Genomic DNA, 18,945 nt, shown 5'->3' on the forward strand with positions numbered 1-18,945 from the left:
TTGAGGTTCAAATCCATAATCTAAAATTGTCCTTAGCAAAAGGATAAATTACGATCAATAAAGAATTTCCTGAACAACAAAAAACAGGGCATAAAAAAAGGGGAACAAATTGCTCCCCTTTTCTTTTGTTATTGTATTTCTTATTTTACTGCATCAATGATTGCTTTGAAAGCATCTTTATGGTTCATTGCTAAATCTGCTAAAACTTTACGGTTTAAACCAATGTTTTTTGCAGCCAATTTACCAATTAATTGAGAGTAAGATACTCCGTGCTCACGTGCTCCAGCGTTGATACGTTGGATCCACAATCCGCGGAATTCTCTTTTCTTAACTTTACGGTCACGGTATGCATATTGCAAACCTTTTTCAACCGTGTTTTTAGCAATGGTAAATACCTTGCTTCTTGATCCCCAATAGCCTTTGGCCATATTTAGGACTTTTTTCCTTCTGCGTCTAGCAGCTACTGCGTTTACCGAACGTGGCATAGTGTGTTGTTTTTGATAAGCGGTGTTGCGTTTTACCTAAGGGTTCAGCAATCTTACAACCGAGTATCTGGTTAAAAATTAATTATTTACCGATGCAAAGCATACGTTTAACGTTGCCCATATCAGCGTCACTTACCAGACTTGTCTGGCCTAAATTACGCTTACGTTTAGTGCTCATTTTTGTTAAAATGTGACTTTTGTATGCGTTCTTTCTTGAGATTTTACCTGTTCCAGTAAGCGAAAAACGCTTTTTAGCACTGGAATTGGTTTTCATTTTTGGCATAACCCTGTTTTAATTTATATAATTTATTACTTCTTTGCTACTTTAGGCGCAAGTGTTAAGAACATGCGTTTACCTTCTAATTTAGGCAACAATTCTACCTTACCTATGTCTTCTAATGCTTGAGCAAACTTTAACAATAAGATTTCACCTTGTTCTTTGTAAACAATAGCTCTACCTTTAAAGTGTACGTAAGCTCTCACTTTTTCGCCGTTTTCTAAAAAGCTAACAGCATGTTTTAATTTAAATTGAAAATCGTGATCGTTGGTATTCGGTCCGAAACGAATTTCTTTAATTACAGTCTGTTTGGCATTTGCCTTAATCTCTTTTTGCTTTTTCTTTTGTTCGTAAACAAATTTGCTATAATCGATAATGCGGCAAACAGGTGGAACTGCGTTTGGTGAAATTTCTACTAAATCCAATTCCAACTCATCAGCAAGTGCCAAAGCTTTTGCCAAAGGGTAAATTCCTGGCTCAACATTATCTCCAGCTAACCTCACCTCTTGGGCTCTGATATACTGATTAATATTATGTTCTGCTTCTTTTTTCTTAAAAGGAGGACGTGGTCCCCTATTAAATCCTGGTCTTCCTAATGCCAAATGTAATTCTTATTTAAACTGTTATTTCTTTAATTATTAATGCGCTAAACTCTGCTAAAGTCATTTCTCCTAAATCTCCCTCGCCATGCTTACGTACTGAAACTTTCCCCTCTTCCATCTCCTTTTCTCCAATTATCAGCATATAAGGCAATTTTTTAACCTCAGCGTCTCTGATTTTTCTTCCAATTTTCTCATCTCGAAAGTCTATCAGCCCGCGAATATCGGAATTATTTAGTTCATCTGAAACTTTTTTTGCATATTCTTCATACTTTTCTGAGATCGGAAGAATAATATATTGTTCTGGCGACAACCATAATGGGAAATTACCAGCACAATGTTCGATCAATACGGCCACAAAACGTTCCAATGAACCGAACGGTGCACGGTGGATCATTACAGGGCGGTGTTTCTGGTTATCGCTACCGGTATACTCCAATTCAAAACGCTCTGGCAAGTTATAATCTACTTGAATGGTACCCAATTGCCATTTACGACCTAGGGCATCTTTCACCATAAAATCTAACTTAGGCCCATAAAAAGCAGCTTCACCAAGTTCAACTACAGTTGGTAATCCCATTTCTTCAGCAGCTTCGATAATGGCAGTTTCGGCCAGTTTCCAATTTTCATCAGCACCGATATATTTTGCCTTATTCTCTGGATCACGTAAAGAAACTTGTGCAATGTAATTATCAAACCCTAAAGATTTGAATACATATAATACCAGATCAATTACTTTTTTGAACTCTTCTTTTACCTGATCAGGGCGACAGAATAAGTGTGCATCATCTTGAGTAAAGCCACGAACACGGGTTAAACCATGTAACTCACCACTCTGCTCATAACGATAAACGGTACCAAATTCTGCAAAACGAACAGGTAGATCTTTGTATGAACGGGGTTTGAACTTGTACATTTCGCAGTGGTGCGGACAGTTCATCGGTTTTAAGAAAAACTCCTCTCCTTCTTGTGGGGTTTTAATTGGCTGGAAACTATCTTTACCATATTTATCATAGTGACCTGAAGTTACATATAAGTTTTTGTGTCCAATATGTGGGGTAATTACTTGCTCGTAACCAGATTTCACTTGTGCTTTTGTTAAAAACTGCGCCAAACGCTCACGCAAAGCAGTTCCTTTTGGCAACCACATTGGTAAACCTGCACCTACTTTTTCAGAGAACATGAACAATTCCAGTTCTTTACCTAATTTACGGTGATCGCGTTTCTTAGCTTCTTCAATCATCAACAGGTATTCTGTCAATTCGCTCGCTTTCGGGAAAGTTACGCCATAAATACGGGTCAACTGTTTTTTAGTTTCATCGCCACGCCAATAAGCACCCGCTACATTCATTAATTTAATGGCTTTGATAAAACCAGTATTCGGAATGTGTGGACCACGGCACAGATCAGTAAAAGCACCTTGAGTGTAAAAGGTGATTTTTCCATCATCTAAACCTTCTAAAAGGTCTAATTTATATTCATCACCTTTTTCGGTGAAATATTTAATTGCATCTGCTTTAGAAACGCTTTCTCTGCTAAAAACTTCTTTTTGTTTAGCCAGTTCCAACATTTTGGTTTCAATGGCCTTGAAATCATCAGAAGAAAACTCTCTATCGCCAAAATCTACATCGTAATAAAAACCAGTTTCAATGGCCGGACCAATTCCGAATTTTGTACCTGGGTATAGAGACTCTAAAGCCTCAGCCATTAAGTGGGCAGAAGAATGCCAAAAGGTAGCTTTCCCGGCAGTATCATTCCAGGTTAATAATTTTAAGCTCGAATCAGATTCAATGGGTCTTGACGAGTCCCAAACTTCTCCGTTTACTTCTGCTGCTAAAATGTTTCTTGCTAAGCCTTCTGAGATAGATAAGGCAATTTGATAGGCAGTTGTGCCTTTTTCGTACTGACGAACAGATCCGTCAGGTAAAGTAATGTTAATCATCTACAACTATGATTTAAAGGTTAAAAAATTGGTTTAATCAAATCACATACCACGTGATTTTTGAAATGCAAAGATACGATTTTTGGAATTGACTTAAAGATAAAATCACAAAAAAGCCCTCAATAAATCGAGGGCTTTAAAAATTAAAAAGGGAAAAATTAATTAATATTTACTCTAACTGGAGCACCACCTTGTCTACCACCACCACTAAATCTTTTCATCATGGCTTCCATTTTAGTTTTATACTGATCTGCAGTAATTGCTAATGCCTTTTTAGGAGCAGTTACATCTTTAGTACTTACACCTCTATATTCGATACTTTTAGCAATGGTGCTGTTACCTTTATTTTCAATAGCCAATACCGTTCCTTCTGTCCATAAGTTAGGATTTGGAGAAAAGTTAAAGCCTAAATCATTGGTATACCAAACTGCTGTTTCGTCTACAATATCTTTATCCATATCTAAAACTTTCGCTTTACGAATAGATTTGATAATTACCTTATTACAGTTAAAACCTAGAATTTTTTTAGTCTCTTCGGTTTTTACAACTTCCATTGTTGGCAAGCCCGGTAAAAACTGCACTGCACTAGTACTTGCAGGAGCATTTGCACCACCTTGTCTATTGTTACCGCCCATGTTAAAGTTTGCAGGAACATTAGGTGCTACAGTTAATTTGCTTTGCATGGCATACGTAGTATCGCTTACATCAAATACTTCAACTAATTTCTGATCTGCAAAAGTGTAAAAATACTCTCTTGCACCACCAGCTCCACCGAAACGCATCATCATACGGCCCATGCCACCGCCACCGCCGCCACCATTGCTATCTTCTGTTTCTTCAACAGGCATATAACTTGCATTTGTAGCTGTAAAAAGCAATTCGAAATTAGATTTCATTGCTTTTGGCATACGTGCTCTCATTTCATCTGTTAATTGCATACCGCTCGCTGATGCCATTGCAGCAGGATCCATGGTAGTCTCAAATTGGATTGCTCCAGATTTTTTTTGTGCCTGAGCTGCTAAGGTCAAAGTAATTAAGCCTACAAAGGCGATCATCATTTTTTTCATCGATATCTCTATTGTTTTGATACTACAAATTTATTGTAGTTTTTAGATTTCAAATGTTAAAAAAGGTTAATTCATAGAAACATAACCATTCTTTTACAAAGCAAAGACTAATACTCTGTACTTTCTAACCAACCATTGGCCAATACATCGGCAATATGCATGGTTTTTAAAGGGATATTGTTTTTCTTGATATAGCCTTCTAGATGCATTAGACAAGACAAATCTGTAGAAATGATATACTCTGCACCCATTTCTAATGCATTGTTTATTTTTTGTTCGGCCATTGCCGATGAGATGGCATCAAACTTAACCGCAAAGGTACCACCAAAACCACAGCACATGTCTGTATCTTTCATCTCTACCATCTCTAATCCATGTACTTTAGCTAACAATTGACGAGGTTCTTCTTTGATTTTACACTCTCGCAAGCCACTGCATGAATCATGATACACCGCTTTTCCTTCTAGCTCTGCTCCGAAATAATCTTTGTTTAACACATTGATTAAAAAATCAGACAGTTCAAAAATATTGGCTTGCATACTCCTACATTTGTTATGCACTATCGTATTGGTAAACAAATCGTTAAATCCATTTTTAACCATACCAACGCATGAGGCTGATGGCGCTACAATGTATTCGCTTTCAGAAAAATCATTTAAAAACTTATTGCCAATTTCTTTGGCCTGTTCCCAATACCCTGCATTGTACGCAGGCTGACCACAACACGTTTGTTTTGAATTGTAGCTTACCTCACATCCCGCTTTTTCTAATACTTTAACCGTATTAAAGGCAGTTTCTGGGTACAATTGATCTACAAAACAAGGAACAAATAACTCTATCTTCATTGGTGGATGTTAAAATTTAAGACTGTTATTCTTCAACAACAGCAACTGTTTTAGGTTCTACCCTTTTTAAAAGCAACAAAAATAGTAATCCTAAAACGAAAAACAGGGCTAATGCAAGTGTAGAATTTCGCATACTACCCGTAAACTCTTCAATATAACCAAAACTAAACATTCCAATTACCAGAGCCACCTTTTCTGCAATGTCATAAAAGCTGAAAAATGAAGTATGATCTGGACTTTCCTGAGGTAAAAATTTAGAATAGGTTGAACGAGATAACGATTGGATACCACCCATAATTAAACCTACAACTGCAGACAAGGCATAAAATTGATATTCTGTTTGCACAAAATAAGCAGCAACGCAACAGCCAATCCAAATTAACACTACACCGATCAGCACATTCACATTCCCAAATTTTTTGGTAGATAAATATGACATTAACATTGCACCAGGAATAGCCACAATCTGCAATAATAGAATGGTAGCAATCAACTTACTGGTCGACATGTGTAACTCTTTTTCTGCAAAAATGGTTGCCATCAACATCACGGTTTGCACACCCATTGAGTAAAAGAAGAACGAGAACAGAAAACGTTTCAAATAGGCTGCCTGTTTTACTTGCCTCCACACCTTTTGTAGCTCTTTAAAGCCACTGGTCATTACATTCTGTTTTTCTGGTTTAAAATTCGGACTTCCTTTTGGTAAATTTTTAAATGGAATTTGTGCAAAACCTATCCACCAGAGCCCTACCATAAAGAAGGAAAGACGCATGGGCAAAGAAGGATCGGTAATACCAAACCACTCCGGTTTAAATACAAAAACAAAACAGATCAACTGTAAAATAACACTACCAATGTAACCAAAGGTATAGCCTTTAGCACTTACTTTATCTTGTTGGTCAATTGTGGCAATTTCTGGTAAATATGAGTTGTAGAAGACCAAACTACCCCAAAAACCAATGGCAGCTAAAACAAAAAAGACCACGCTCATTTCTAAGGTTTCAAGCTTAAAAAAGAAAAGGCCACAACAAGCAAAGGCACCTATATAAGTGAACATTTGCATAAAAATCTTCTTATTACCTCTGGTATCGGCTATTGAAGATAAAATTGGAGAAATGATGGCAATAACCAAAAAGGCAAAAGCCATGGCATAACTATACAATGCAGAATTCACAAATTTTCTACCAAAAAAGGTAATATAATCTATGGTATTGTTATCATTATCTGATGTAATTGCGGTATAATAGGCCGGAAATATAGTGGAGGTAATTACCAAGTTATAAGCAGAATTGGCCCAATCGAAAAAGGCCCAAGAGCGAATAACTTTTTTATCGTTTTTCTGTTGCATATCTTTATGAGGAACTAAAAGTAATTAAATTTCTATAAATAATATTTCTTTCCATCTGTTTTAATTTTACCAGCATCTAGTAACTCTCTGATCCTATCTATCTTATCGTTTTCATTACCTGTATTTATCCCTTGCACCAGCTCATCTAAACCGTAATGTTCGCTTTGTAAAAGGGTTACAATTTCAAAATCTATTTTATCTTTCAGTTCAGCTAACTCTTCTAATTTTCTTTCTGCCAAACAGATATCACAAAATCCGCAGGGATCGGCATTGGTTTCTCCAAAATAATGAAGTAACTGTTGACTTCGGCAGGTTTGTGCACTTGCATAAGCCAATACTGCCTTAATCTGCTCTATCTGTATTTCTTGTCTAAGCTTAATGTATTTTACATCAATATCTAAATGCATCTGATCTGCCCGTGGCAGTATAAACTGTAATTGAGGCTTGTCTGTTTGTGGCAGATAAGATAATACTTCCAATTGCTGCAAACGATTTAAATGAGTAATTACATCATTATAGGAGATTTTTAATCGATTGGATAAATCGGCCTCTTTAATTTTAACATAACCATCAAATGCACCTCCATAAGAACGTTGAATGGTTTTTATAATGGGATCATATCCCGAATTTTCTATTTGGAAGCGGTACACATCTTCATGGCTAGCCGTAAACATGATCCGCGATTGCAGAAATATATTTTCAGATAAGGCTATGTACCCATCATGCTCTAGAAATTTGAGTGAGGCCAAAGTTTTCATTACACTCAGACTAAATTTCTTACAGAAATCTGCCAAATCAAATTCAAAATTCAGGCCCTCTCCTGCTCCATAAGCCAATTGAAAATAGCTCCCTAAATAATGATACGTCTTTTTAATTTCATCAACGGTTGGAAAACTATCTGCATATCTCCCATTCAGGATCAATTGATCAGCTTTATTGGCCAATAGCACAGCAAAAGCTCTTTTCTCATCTCGTCCGGCCCGCCCTGCTTCTTGGTAATAAGCCTCTAAACTATCTGGCAAATCTAAATGGATCACAAAGCGAACGTTAGGTTTATCAATGCCCATTCCAAAGGCATTTGTGGCCACCATAATCCTAATAATGTCTTTTTTCCAATCTTCCTGTTTTTTAAACCGAAGATCTTTTTCTATCCCAGCATGATAGAAATCGGCTGCAATTCCATTTCGGCGTAAGAAATTTGCAATTTCTGTGGTTTCTCTACGGTTACGTACATAGACCAATCCACAACCCTTTACATTTCTGGCAACTTCTAGTAGTTTTTTGTGTTTGTCTTCCAGATCAAATACTACATAACTCAAATTTCTACGTTCAAAACTCTTTACAAAAACTTGGGTATGCTTCATATCCAACTTTTGTACAATATCTTCCCTAACAAAAGGCGTTGCAGTAGCAGTGAGTGCTAAAATTGGCTTACCAGGAAGGATTTCGCGTAAATCTTTAATTTTTAAATAGGGAGGTCTAAAGTCATAACCCCATTGCGAAATACAATGAGCCTCATCAATAGCAATCAAATTGACATTCATGTAAGAGATTCGTTCTCTTACTTTTTCGGCGAGTAACCTTTCTGGCGATAGATAAAGGAACTTAATTTTACCATAGATACAATTGTCCAAAAGAATATCAATTTCCCTTTTCCCCATGCCTGCATAAATGGCAATAGCTTCAATCCCCTTCGCCTTTAAATTCTCAACTTGGTCTTTCATCAAAGCAATTAAGGGCGAAACCACAATACAGATCCCATCCATTACCATTGCAGGCACCTGAAAGCAGATCGATTTTCCTCCACCGGTTGGAAGCAAAGCCAATGTATCATTTCCATTTAAGACCGATTGTACAATCTCATCTTGTAATGGACGAAAGTTGTCAAATCCCCAGTATTTTTTTAATATCTCCGCTGCTGTCATAAAAAAGGTGTCACCAAAACTAACAAAAACGGACTGATATTATTAAATTGCGCATTAATTAATCGTAAATAGCAAAATGAAGGCAATCTTCATCGCTATTCAAATTAAATTTTACTGCAATGATGAAAAAATACTCCCTATTCCTTACCTGTTTATTTACTGTTGTTTCGGCTGTTGCCCAAGATAAAAAAGAAACAACCAAATGGAATGTAGAGAAATATAGAGGACAAACCAAAACCTTTACCATTAATACTGATGAAGGCACTTGGATGAACTTAGACGTTAGCCCTGATGGAACCGAAATTGTATTTGATTTATTAGGTGATATTTATAAAATGCCGATCAATGGTGGATCTGCAAAACTGTTAAGTGGCGGAATTGCTTTTGAGGTACAACCACGTTTTAGCCCAAATGGAAAATACATTTCTTATACCAGCGATCAAAATGGCGCTGATAACATTTGGATTATGGACCGAGAAGGTGGAAATAAAAAACAAATTACAAAAGAGAGCTTCCGCTTATTAAACAATGCCACATGGATGCCAAATAGTGATTATCTGATCGCCCGTAAACATTTTACTGGTTCTCGTTCTTTAGGTGCTGGTGAGATGTGGATGTATAGCATATACGGTGGCGATGGGGTACAGTTAACCAAAAGAAAAAATGACCAACAAGATGCTGGGGAGCCTAATGTATCGCCTGATGGCAAATTTTTATATTTTAGTGAAGACGTTTCTCCAGGTCCAAATTTCGAATACAGCAAAGACCCAAATGGATTAATCTATGCCATTAGACAATTGAACCTCACTACAGGAAAACTGTCTAACTTAATTGCTGAGCAAGGTGGTTCTGCCCGTCCGCAAATATCGCCTGATGGCAAATTAATGGCTTATGTAAAAAGGGTCCGTCTAAAATCTGCTCTTTATATCCAAAACATTAAAACAGGCGAAGAATGGCCTTTATATGAAGATCTATCACATGATCAGCAAGAAACATGGGCCATTTTTGGGGTTTATCCAAATTTTGCGTGGACACCAGATTCTAAACGAATTATTTTTTATGCCAAAGGAAAAATCAAACAAATAGACCTTAGCTCTTTATATGTGAGCGATATTCCTTTTGAAGTGAACAGTCAACAAACCATTCAACAGGCAGTACATTTCGATCATGAGGTTTTTAGCCCTGATTTTACGGTTAAAATGGTTCGTCAGTTAACTACATCGCCAGATGGTAAACTAGTTGTATTTAATGCGGCTGGTTATTTATATAAAAAAGAATTGCCAAATGGTGTACCTGAAAGGATAAGTAATGGTATTGATTTTGAGTTTGAACCCGAATTTAGCATTGATGGTAAATTTGTAATCTATACCACTTGGAGTGATGAGTTTAAAGGTGCAATTAAAAGAACAGACCTTAAAACTGGTAAAACCATTTCGTTAACTGATGAGAAAGGTTATTATTATTCTCCATCATATTCTAATAAAGGCGATAAAATTGTTTTTAGAAAAGGAGTTGGTAATGAAACTTTAGGTTTAACTTATGGTAAAAACACAGGCATTTTCATTATGCCAGCCAATGGTGGGGCCAAAACATTGGTAAGTGAAAGCGGAATTAAGCCTATTTTTAACAGTGACGATACTCGTATTTATTTCCAAGGATATGAAGCTGGCAAAAAGGCCTTTAAAAGTATGGATTTGAATGGTGGCAATGAAAGAACACATTACACCTCTCAATATGCTACACAATTTGCTCCAAGTCCGGATGGAAAATGGATGGCATTTACAGAACTGTTCAATGCCTATATTACCCCAATGGTTACCACGGGTATTCCATTAGATTTATCTGCAAACAACAAATCTATCCCTTTAGCTAGAGTAACCAAAGATGCAGGTACCTTTTTGCATTGGAGTGCAGATAGCAAAAAGTTATTGTGGACTTTAGGCGAGCAATATTACAATAGAGAAATTAAAAACACATTTACTTTTGTTGAAGGTGCCCCACAGGTTTTACCAGAACTTGACACTGCTGGCATTTCGCTAGGGTTAAAATTAAAAACTGATGTACCTACTGGTATCCTAGCATTAAAAGGAGCTAGAATCATTACCATGAAAGGGGATGAAGTTATTGAAGAAGGAACCATTCTCTTAGAAAACAATAAAATTACTGCTGTTGGCAAAGCTGTTGAAGTTAATATTCCTGCTGCTGCAAAAGTGGTAGATGTAACTGGCAAAACTATTATGCCTGGGATTATTGATGTACATGCACATTTGCGTACCAGCCCGGATGGAATTAGCCCACAACAAGATTGGTCGTATTTAGCTAACCTATCTTTTGGTGTAACTACTTCTCATGATCCGTCGAGCAATACAGAAATGGTATTTAGCCAAAGTGAGATGTTAAAAGCCGGAAGAATGATTGGTCCGCGTCTATATTCTACAGGTTCAATTTTATATGGTGCCGATGGCGATTTCAAAGTGGTGATCAACAGTTTAGATGATGCTTTATCACATTTAAAAAGATTAAAAGCAGTTGGTGCATTTTCTGTAAAATCTTACAATCAGCCCCGCAGAGATCAACGTCAACAAATATTAGAGGCAGCGCGACAGTTAAAAATGGAAGTTGTTCCAGAAGGAGGTTCAACGTTCTACCATAACATGACAATGGTGGCTGATGGGCATACAGGAATTGAACATAGCATTCCAGTTGCTCCAGCATATAAAGATGTGGTTAACTTTTGGAACAATACTGCCGTTGCTTATACCCCTACTTTAATTGTAGCTTACGGAGGGCAATGGGGCGAAAATTACTGGTACGACAGAACCAATGTATGGGAAAACGAGCGTTTGTTAAGCTTTACACCGAGAGCCATTATTGATGCCCGTTCTAGAAGAAGAACTACTTCTGAATATGGAGATTATGGCCACATTGAAGTAGCTAAAACAGTAAAACAGATTGCAGATGGGGGTACAAAAATCAATTTAGGTGCCCATGGCCAAATTCAAGGTCTAGGTGCGCACTGGGAACTGTGGATGTTTGTACAAGGTGGTGCTACACCATTGCAGGCCATTCGTTATGCTACACTTAATGGTGCAGCTTATTTAGGTATGGATAAAGAAATTGGTTCGTTAGAAGTGGGTAAATTGGGCGATCTTGTGGTAATGGATTCTAATCCTTTAGACGATATCAGAAACTCTGAAAAAATCAAGTATGTTATGGTAAATGGTAGGTTGTATGATAGCTTAACCATGAATGAAACTGGAAGCAGAGAAAAAGTGCGCTCTAAACTATGGTTTGAATTAGATAGAGGTGTTGCTTTTTCTATTCCTTATAAAATGTCAGAAACTTGGACCTTTACCGTTCCTAATTGTGATTAAATTTTACACTGTGGTTCGTGTCCGCACGAACCACAGTGATTTATAACTGTTGCGCAATCACATACCCACTGGCCCAAGCCCATTGGAAATTGTATCCCCCTAGCCAACCTGTAACATCCATACATTCTCCTCCAAAATACAAACCAGGTATTTTTTTACATTCGAGCGTTTTAGAAGAGATCTCATTGGTATCAATCCCACCTCGCATTACCTCAGCTTTATCATAACCTTTATCACCTGCTGGTTTAACTTTAAATTCGTGTATGGTACGATGGATGGTTTCCATCTCAGTTTTACTTAGATCTGCTACCGTTTTTGTTAATGGTAAAAATTTACTCAATGCATCGGTAAATTTTTTAGCATAAAAGCGATTCAACAATGTTGAAAGCAACGTTTTTCCATTGGTTTTACGCTCTTCTTCAATAATTTCAAGAATATTTTGATGTGGGAGTAAATCAATATTGATTGTTTCTCCCCTACGCCAATAAGACGAAATCTGTAAAATGGCCGGACCGCTTAATCCCCAGTGGGTAAATAAAATATTTTCCTCAAAAGAAATCAGGTCATTGCTCACTTCACAAAACACTGAGTTGCCCGAAAGTTGAGCATACCAATCTTCATCTTTACCAGTTATGGTTAAAGGAACCAGAGCAGGTGCAGTTTCAACAATATTTAGGGCTTGTTTACGGGCAAAACGTAAGGCAAAATCACTAGCCCCCATTTTCGGGATAGGTAAGCCACCACTGGCAATCACTAATTTTGTTGCTGTAATTTTCTTCGTTTTTTCGCCAGAATTATAACTTACATTAAAAAAACCATCTGTTTGTTCAATTTCAGTTACATCGGCATTACACCTTATTTCTTGTCCCATTTCTGCACAAAGTGAAGTAAAAACTTCTACTACGTCTTTTGCATTTTTATTTTCCGGGAATAACTGTCCCAAAGTCTTTTCTTTACCTATAATGCCATAAGTCTCAAAAAAGTTAATGGTATCTTCAACTGTCCACTGCGTAAAAGCTGACTTTAGGAAATGTGGATTAGCGGAAATAAATTGATCAGCCGTTGCCCATTGGTTGGTAAAGTTGCACCTACCACCACCAGAAATTAGGATTTTAGCACCCGGTTTGTTGTTTTTTTCTAGTACAACAACCCTTTTCCCTAAAAACCCTGCTTGTACCGCACACATCAATCCACAAGCTCCGGCTCCAATAATTATCGCATCTACATCCATCAATTTGGTTTATATTGTTATTTTTGTGCAAAATAAGCATAAATTTATATTCGATAATGGCAAAACAGATCAGCGAGTTAAAATTAGGAATATTGGGAGGTGGACAATTGGGCAGAATGCTCATCCAACAAGCTATCAACTATAATTTAACTACTTTAGTATTAGACCCAGACCCAGATGCACCCTGCAAAAACATTGCAAATAAATTTGAGTGCGGTTCTATTACCGATTTTGATACCGTTTATAACTTTGGCAAAAAGGCCGATATCATTACCATTGAAATTGAAAAGGTAAATATCGAAGCCTTAGAACAGTTGGAAAAAGAGGGTAAACTCGTATTTCCTCAATCACGGGTAATTCGGTTAATTCAAGACAAAGGTGTTCAAAAACAGTTTTTCAAAGAAAACGATATCCCTACTGCGCCATTTCAACTGGTAAATAGCAAAGCAGATCTGAGTAATGGCAATTTTGCTTTTCCATACATCTTAAAACAAAGAAAAGATGGTTATGATGGCAAAGGAGTAATGAAAATCAGTAACCTTGCTGACGTTAGCAAAGCTTTTGAAAGTCCATCATTAATTGAAGAATTGATTGATTTTGATAAGGAAATAGCGGTGATCGTTTCTAGAAATGCCAATGGGGATATGAAAACTTTCCCAATGGTAGAAATGGAATTCAATGCGGAGGCCAACTTGGTGGAGTTTTTAATTTCTCCATCTACCTATCCAGAAGATATCCAACATAAAGCAGAAAAAATTGCCTTAAACATTGCTTCGGCCTTAAATATTACAGGAATTTTAGCGGTAGAAATGTTTGTTACTAAAAATGGCGATATTTTAGTAAATGAATTGGCTCCACGTCCACACAACAGTGGTCACCAAACCATTGAGGGGAATTATGTTTCGCAATTTGAACAGCATCTACGTTCTATTTTCAATTTACCGTTGGGCGATACCCGTTCTATCAGCAATGCGGTAATGATCAATCTCTTGGGTGAAAAAGGACATGATGGCTTGGCTAAATATGATGGATTAGAAAAAATAATGGCCATAGATGGCGTTTACGTTCACTTATATGGGAAGAAATATACAAAACCTTTCCGTAAAATGGGTCATATTACCATTGTAGATCAGAACAGAGAAAAAGCGATAGAAAAAGCTAGGTACATACAGCAAACCTTAAAAGTAGTTTCTTAGGGCAAGAAATAAAGAGTACATATTAATGGGGTTTTAGGTTGGTTACGAATGACCAATGAACTGATGAACCAATTAACTAAAGAAAAAAGATTAAAACATACAATATGAGTGCAAAAGTAGGTATAATAATGGGTAGCAAATCTGATTTAAACATCATGAATGATGCAGCAGCAGTTTTAAAAGAATTTAATATCGATTTTGAAATGACAGTGGTATCAGCACACCGCACACCAGAACGTATGTTTACTTACGCTAAGGAAGCAGCAAACAGAGGTTTAAAAGTAATTATTGCAGGTGCTGGTGGTGCAGCTCATTTACCAGGCATGGTTGCTTCTATTACTACTTTACCAGTGATTGGCGTTCCTGTTAAATCTTCCAACTCAATAGATGGTTGGGATTCGATCTTATCTATTTTACAAATGCCCAATGGTATTCCAGTAGCCACTGTAGCTTTAAATGCCGCTAAAAATGCAGGTTTATTAGCTGTACAAATCTTAGCTACTGCTGATGATTCATTAACTGTAAAAATGCAGGCTTACAAAGATGAATTAAGAAAAAAGGTTGAGGAAAGTGCGCTTGACATGTAAGTTTCAAGCTCGAAATAAACTCAAGCGCCCATTAAGATTAGACGGATAAGTATACCAATCTTTTAGCACCAATGAACTAGTGAACAAATGAACCAATAAATGGCTAATTAAGACTTGGATCGCTAGGGAAATTGCTAATATGAGCATATTTAGGGCCCAAATTGACAATTACTTCCCTCCATAGTTCTTCTTCATTGGCAGAAAAAACAATATCAGGATGGTATTTATCCGAAACTATCCAGGTATTCTCCTTAATTTCTTCAGTCAGTTGCATTTCTCCCCATCCGGAGTACCCGAGAAAGAACTTTACTTCACTTGCTGAAATACTATTATTGTTTACCAAAACCTTAAGTGTTTCAAAATTGCCACCCCAGTAAATTCCATTGGCAATTTCTTCTCCACTATTTAATTTATCGTAACAGCGATGAATAAAATGCACGGTATCAACTTCTACAGGTCCACCAATAAAGACAGGATAGTTCGCTTCCCATAAATCAGGGATCAGATCTTTCAACAATAAAGTACTAGGTTGGTTTAAAATAAAGCCCAAAGTGCCCTGCTCCTCATGTTCGGCTATTAAAACCACCGAGCGTTTAAAATTTGGATCATTTAGAAACGGTTCTGAAATTAATAATTTTCCCGTTGAAGGTTCTACTCTACTTAACATTTGCGAAATTTAAGAAAAAATTAAAAGAACTAAAGCGTATTTTTGTGGTATGGAGCTTACAAAAGAAACTTTACAAAATTTACGACAAGATTATCGTGCTGCAGAATTGAACGAAAATGATGTCAATAAAAATCCTATTCAGCAGTTTGAGCGTTGGTTTGCAGACGCAATGAAGGCCCAATTATATGAACCCAATGTAATGACTTTGGCAACTGCCGACAAATCTGGGAAACCTAATGCACGTATTGTGCTATTGAAAGGATTTGATGAAAATGGCTTTAGCTTCTATACCAATTACCTAAGTCAAAAAGGTAAAGAAATGAAGAAAAACCCACAAGCATGTTTAGTTTTCTTTTGGGCCGAATTAGAAAGACAGGTTAGAATTGAAGGAAAGGTAGAGAAGCTTGATAAAGAGGCATCAGAAAAATATTTCCACTCCAGACCAAAAGGAAGTCAGATTGGAGCTATTGTATCTCCACAAAGCCAAGTTATAACCAACAGAGCACTATTAGAAACAAAGGTTGAAGAATTAAACGAGTTTTATCAAGATAAAACCATTCCAAAACCTGCACATTGGGGTGGATACATTGTGAAACCGATCTCTATAGAGTTTTGGCAAGGAAGAACCAGTCGTTTGCACGATCGAATTAAATATGATTTAATTAACGGAAAATGGCAAACAACTAGATTGGCTCCTTAATTATTTTATAGAAGTATAATATTCAATAATTTTCTTTAGATCTTCTTCTTTCTTTGGACTTAACTTGTTTTTACTTGAAAATTCAATGATAGAAGACGATTTATTAGCGTCTATGGCATTCGCAATAACTTTAATGTTGTCATTCTGCGAAGCGATAATTTTGTTATCTCTAGCGATATACAAAAGATTATTATTGAGAATTTTCTTGATTACATTTGCTGAATTATATTCTCTATTTTCTATAACAGTTTTAAAATTCTTTCTGAGCAAAGAAATCTCTCCAGCTGTAATTACTTCGTAGAAACTTTGGGTGGTAAAATCTTTATAAGCTTCAAAACCATTTCTAAACACAGATTGTTTTCCATTATCAGGTGTATTATTTAAAGTGAATTTTTTAATAGCATCTGAAAAATAAAGCTCTTCATCATTTTTACCTTTAAAAACCAAGCCATCTTTAAGTTGATCGTATTTCAGATCAAGATCGGTATATTTTGCTCCATTAGCCATTTCTACAATTCCCTTTGACCATACTTTAGAGAAAAAAGGTGAGCCCTCAAATTCAGCATAAATAATTTGTTTTAAGGGTTGCCCCTTAATATCAGTTAAGGTTTGGGACATAGCTACACTCGCATTTATCAGGCTAATAAACACGAATAAAATAAAATAAAATTGCTTTTTCATATCAATAAATATATAAATAAAATATAACAAAAGCCCCTAATTTTTGATTAGGGGCTTAAATTAAAAATTAATTAACTGATTAATTTTATTGGGTAATGCTTAATGTAAAAGTTTTATAGTTAGCACTAACTCCAATTGTTGAGTTACCTAACAAGGTTAAAACAACAGTTTTTGTTCCAGTAGGAATGTTAGCTGGTATTGCAGTAACTACAATATTTGCAGAACTACTATTCGCAGGAATGGTTATTTTATTAGCCGTACCTGCAATTGTATAGTCAGTACCATTAACTCCAGTTCCTGTAGTTGCAATTGCATATGAAATTTCTGTTGGACTAGTAGACTGATGGCCTACCAATTGAACAGTAACATTTGCAACGCCTGGGGTTGCTACAGTACCTTTTTTAACGGTACCTGTAATGCCTAAAAACTCTACTACATCCGGACCCTCGTATATGTTTTTTCTATCTTTCATGCATGACATACTTGAAATGCTCAAAAGAAATATAGATAGTATTAATAATTTCGATTTCATATTAATGATTTTAATAATTGAAGTTTTGAATAATTTTAGGATTATTTTGAACTTCCGTTAAAGGAATTCTTGACAATAACCTAAAGTCAGTAAATGGAATAACTGTATTAGGTGTAGCGTTAGCTGGTAAAGTTGAGTTAGATTTATTCACATCAGAACCTAATCTTAACAAATCAAACCATCTATGACCTTCATAAGCTAGCTCAACTCTTCTTTCTTTCAAAATGGCATCTAACGTAACCGGTACAGCTGCAAGATTAGCTCTTAATCTAATTTTGTCTAAATCTGCTTGTGGACTAGCTCCAATTGCAGAACCATTTCTAAAATTAGCTTCAGCTCTGGTTAAAATCATTTCACTTACTCTAATTAGCTTAATATTATCAATTTGTGCTGCTTTTGCTGCAGGATATTTTTGATTCCATAAAATGGCCTCAGAACCTTTAGTTATTGCAAACAATAGATCTTTTCTTACGTCACCTGCTTCATAAGCAGCTACCATATTAGCTTGTGGAGCAGCATCACCATAACCAGCACCAGCTAACGATGGAGGAGCACCACCAGGATTACTTCTCGTATAAATAGAACTCAATCCATCAGATCCTAAACTTTCGGTAAGTTCATAATTCAATTCAAAAATTGATTCTGCTGATGATGCTGCAGTAAATATACTTGCATAAGCTGCAGATTTTAATGCTGGAGTAATTGCAGTAGGTGGGTCAACAAAAGAACCTACACCACCAGTGATCGCTGCATTGGCAAAAGTAGCAGCAGCTTCCCACTCTCCGTTATATAAAGCTACTCTAGCTCTTAACGCATTGGCAGCAGATAAGCTTATTCTTTTTGGTGCAAAATTGTTATCCAATAAGGTGATTGCTTTATCTAAGTCACTTTTGATCTGAGTATATACCTCATCCGTTGTATTTCTAGAAGGATAAATGATATCACCAGGAAAAGTTTCCACAAAATTTAATACAATTGGCACACCCAAATTACTATTAGGTCTTCCAGGTACAACTTGTTTAGGGTTATAACTATAAGTTCTAACTAAATCAAAGTAAGCCAAAGCTCTCATAAAATACGCCTCTCCACTCAATTGTTTAACTCTTAATGGCGTTAAACCAGTAGCAGTATTCACATATTTTAATACGCCATTTGTTCTATTGATCAAGTTATAATTGGTTTGCCATAAATTGATGGTTGCAGCAATTGCATTATTAGATTCTTGCACAAATCGATTAGAGTTTGTACTCACAATTCGCATGTTATCTGAAAGTACTTCCGGAATAACAATAAAATCTCTACCATAATAACCAGAACCTTGCAAAGTTTGGTAAAAACTATTTACCAATGTTTCAATACCAGCTGCTTCAGTCAAAGCAATATCTGCCGCAATCGAGTTTTTCGGTTCCGTTTGTAGTAATTTTTTACATGATGAACTTAGAACTAACATTCCTGTCATCAATATTAATATATATTTATTTTTCATTTT

At 36.3% G+C, this 18,945-nt stretch carries 17 protein-coding genes; 4 read left to right on the top strand and 13 right to left on the bottom strand.

The window, feature by feature from the left end; genetic code table 11:
- Positions 1-140: 140 nt before the first annotated feature.
- The 8 genes from rplT to AQF98_RS10170 all read right to left on the bottom strand — a co-directional run bounded on the left by rplT (position 141) and on the right by AQF98_RS10170 (position 8,488).
- Entirely contained in the window at positions 141-485 is a 345-nt protein-coding gene (rplT, locus tag AQF98_RS10135; protein ID WP_055131818.1) for a 50S ribosomal protein L20, read from the bottom strand.
- An 82-nt stretch (positions 486-567) separates the two neighbouring features.
- The gene (gene rpmI / locus AQF98_RS10140) at positions 568-768 is read right to left on the bottom strand and encodes a 50S ribosomal protein L35 (RefSeq protein ID WP_055131819.1); all 201 of its coding nucleotides are present in this window, start codon (positions 766-768) and stop codon (positions 568-570) included.
- A gap of 26 nt (positions 769-794) precedes the next feature.
- On the bottom strand, positions 795-1,364 hold the full coding sequence (gene infC / locus AQF98_RS10145; protein ID WP_055131820.1) for a translation initiation factor IF-3: 570 nt from the start codon (positions 1,362-1,364) through the stop codon (positions 795-797).
- A 13-nt stretch (positions 1,365-1,377) separates the two neighbouring features.
- Positions 1,378-3,303, bottom strand: a complete 1,926-nt coding sequence (thrS, locus tag AQF98_RS10150; protein WP_055131821.1) for a threonine--tRNA ligase — start codon at positions 3,301-3,303, stop codon at positions 1,378-1,380.
- A gap of 158 nt (positions 3,304-3,461) precedes the next feature.
- Positions 3,462-4,370, bottom strand: coding sequence for a hypothetical protein (locus AQF98_RS10155; RefSeq protein WP_055131822.1), 909 nt, complete (start codon positions 4,368-4,370; stop codon positions 3,462-3,464).
- 107 nt (positions 4,371-4,477) lie between these two features.
- On the bottom strand, positions 4,478-5,215 hold the full coding sequence (locus AQF98_RS10160) for a (Fe-S)-binding protein (protein WP_055131823.1): 738 nt from the start codon (positions 5,213-5,215) through the stop codon (positions 4,478-4,480).
- A gap of 25 nt (positions 5,216-5,240) precedes the next feature.
- The gene (locus AQF98_RS10165; protein ID WP_055131824.1) at positions 5,241-6,563 is read right to left on the bottom strand and encodes an MFS transporter; all 1,323 of its coding nucleotides are present in this window, start codon (positions 6,561-6,563) and stop codon (positions 5,241-5,243) included.
- A gap of 32 nt (positions 6,564-6,595) precedes the next feature.
- Positions 6,596-8,488 (bottom strand): ATP-dependent DNA helicase RecQ, encoded by a 1,893-nt coding sequence (locus AQF98_RS10170; RefSeq protein WP_055131825.1) that lies wholly within the window; start codon positions 8,486-8,488, stop codon positions 6,596-6,598.
- Positions 8,489-8,607: 119 nt separating this feature from the next.
- Between AQF98_RS10170 and AQF98_RS10175 the strand changes: the two genes are divergently transcribed.
- Positions 8,608-11,862, top strand: a complete 3,255-nt coding sequence (locus AQF98_RS10175) for an amidohydrolase family protein (RefSeq protein WP_055131826.1) — start codon at positions 8,608-8,610, stop codon at positions 11,860-11,862.
- Positions 11,863-11,902: 40 nt separating this feature from the next.
- Here the strand turns inward: AQF98_RS10175 and AQF98_RS10180 are convergent, their stop codons facing one another.
- Positions 11,903-13,093 carry an NAD(P)/FAD-dependent oxidoreductase gene (locus tag AQF98_RS10180; RefSeq protein ID WP_055131827.1) on the bottom strand — a complete coding sequence of 397 codons (1,191 nt, stop codon included), beginning with the start codon at positions 13,091-13,093 and terminating at the stop codon, positions 11,903-11,905.
- Positions 13,094-13,149: 56 nt separating this feature from the next.
- Between AQF98_RS10180 and AQF98_RS10185 the strand changes: the two genes are divergently transcribed.
- Positions 13,150-14,289 carry a 5-(carboxyamino)imidazole ribonucleotide synthase gene (locus tag AQF98_RS10185; RefSeq protein WP_055131828.1) on the top strand — a complete coding sequence of 380 codons (1,140 nt, stop codon included), beginning with the start codon at positions 13,150-13,152 and terminating at the stop codon, positions 14,287-14,289.
- Positions 14,290-14,393: 104 nt separating this feature from the next.
- The gene (gene purE, locus AQF98_RS10190; protein WP_055131829.1) at positions 14,394-14,876 is read left to right on the top strand and encodes a 5-(carboxyamino)imidazole ribonucleotide mutase; all 483 of its coding nucleotides are present in this window, start codon (positions 14,394-14,396) and stop codon (positions 14,874-14,876) included.
- 103 nt (positions 14,877-14,979) lie between these two features.
- Here the strand turns inward: purE and AQF98_RS10195 are convergent, their stop codons facing one another.
- Positions 14,980-15,543, bottom strand: coding sequence for a YqgE/AlgH family protein (locus tag AQF98_RS10195; RefSeq protein WP_055131830.1), 564 nt, complete (start codon positions 15,541-15,543; stop codon positions 14,980-14,982).
- 49 nt (positions 15,544-15,592) lie between these two features.
- On the opposite strand from AQF98_RS10195, the gene pdxH reads away from it, so the two are divergent.
- A complete protein-coding gene (pdxH, locus tag AQF98_RS10200; protein ID WP_055131831.1) occupies positions 15,593-16,243 on the top strand; it encodes a pyridoxamine 5'-phosphate oxidase in 651 nt (216 codons plus the stop codon).
- Here the strand turns inward: pdxH and AQF98_RS10205 are convergent, their stop codons facing one another.
- The 3 genes from AQF98_RS10205 to AQF98_RS10215 form a co-directional block, all read right to left on the bottom strand.
- On the bottom strand, positions 16,244-16,924 hold the full coding sequence (locus AQF98_RS10205; RefSeq protein WP_055131832.1) for a hypothetical protein: 681 nt from the start codon (positions 16,922-16,924) through the stop codon (positions 16,244-16,246).
- Between the two features lie 85 nt (positions 16,925-17,009).
- A complete protein-coding gene (locus tag AQF98_RS10210) occupies positions 17,010-17,396 on the bottom strand; it encodes a hypothetical protein (protein ID WP_055131833.1) in 387 nt (128 codons plus the stop codon).
- Between the two features lie 70 nt (positions 17,397-17,466).
- On the bottom strand, positions 17,467-18,942 hold the full coding sequence (locus AQF98_RS10215) for a RagB/SusD family nutrient uptake outer membrane protein (RefSeq protein ID WP_055131834.1): 1,476 nt from the start codon (positions 18,940-18,942) through the stop codon (positions 17,467-17,469).
- Positions 18,943-18,945: the final 3 nt, after the last annotated feature.

The sequence above is a fragment of the Pedobacter sp. Hv1 genome, from assembly GCF_001412215.1.
Classification (GTDB): Bacteria; Bacteroidota; Bacteroidia; order Sphingobacteriales; family Sphingobacteriaceae; genus Pedobacter.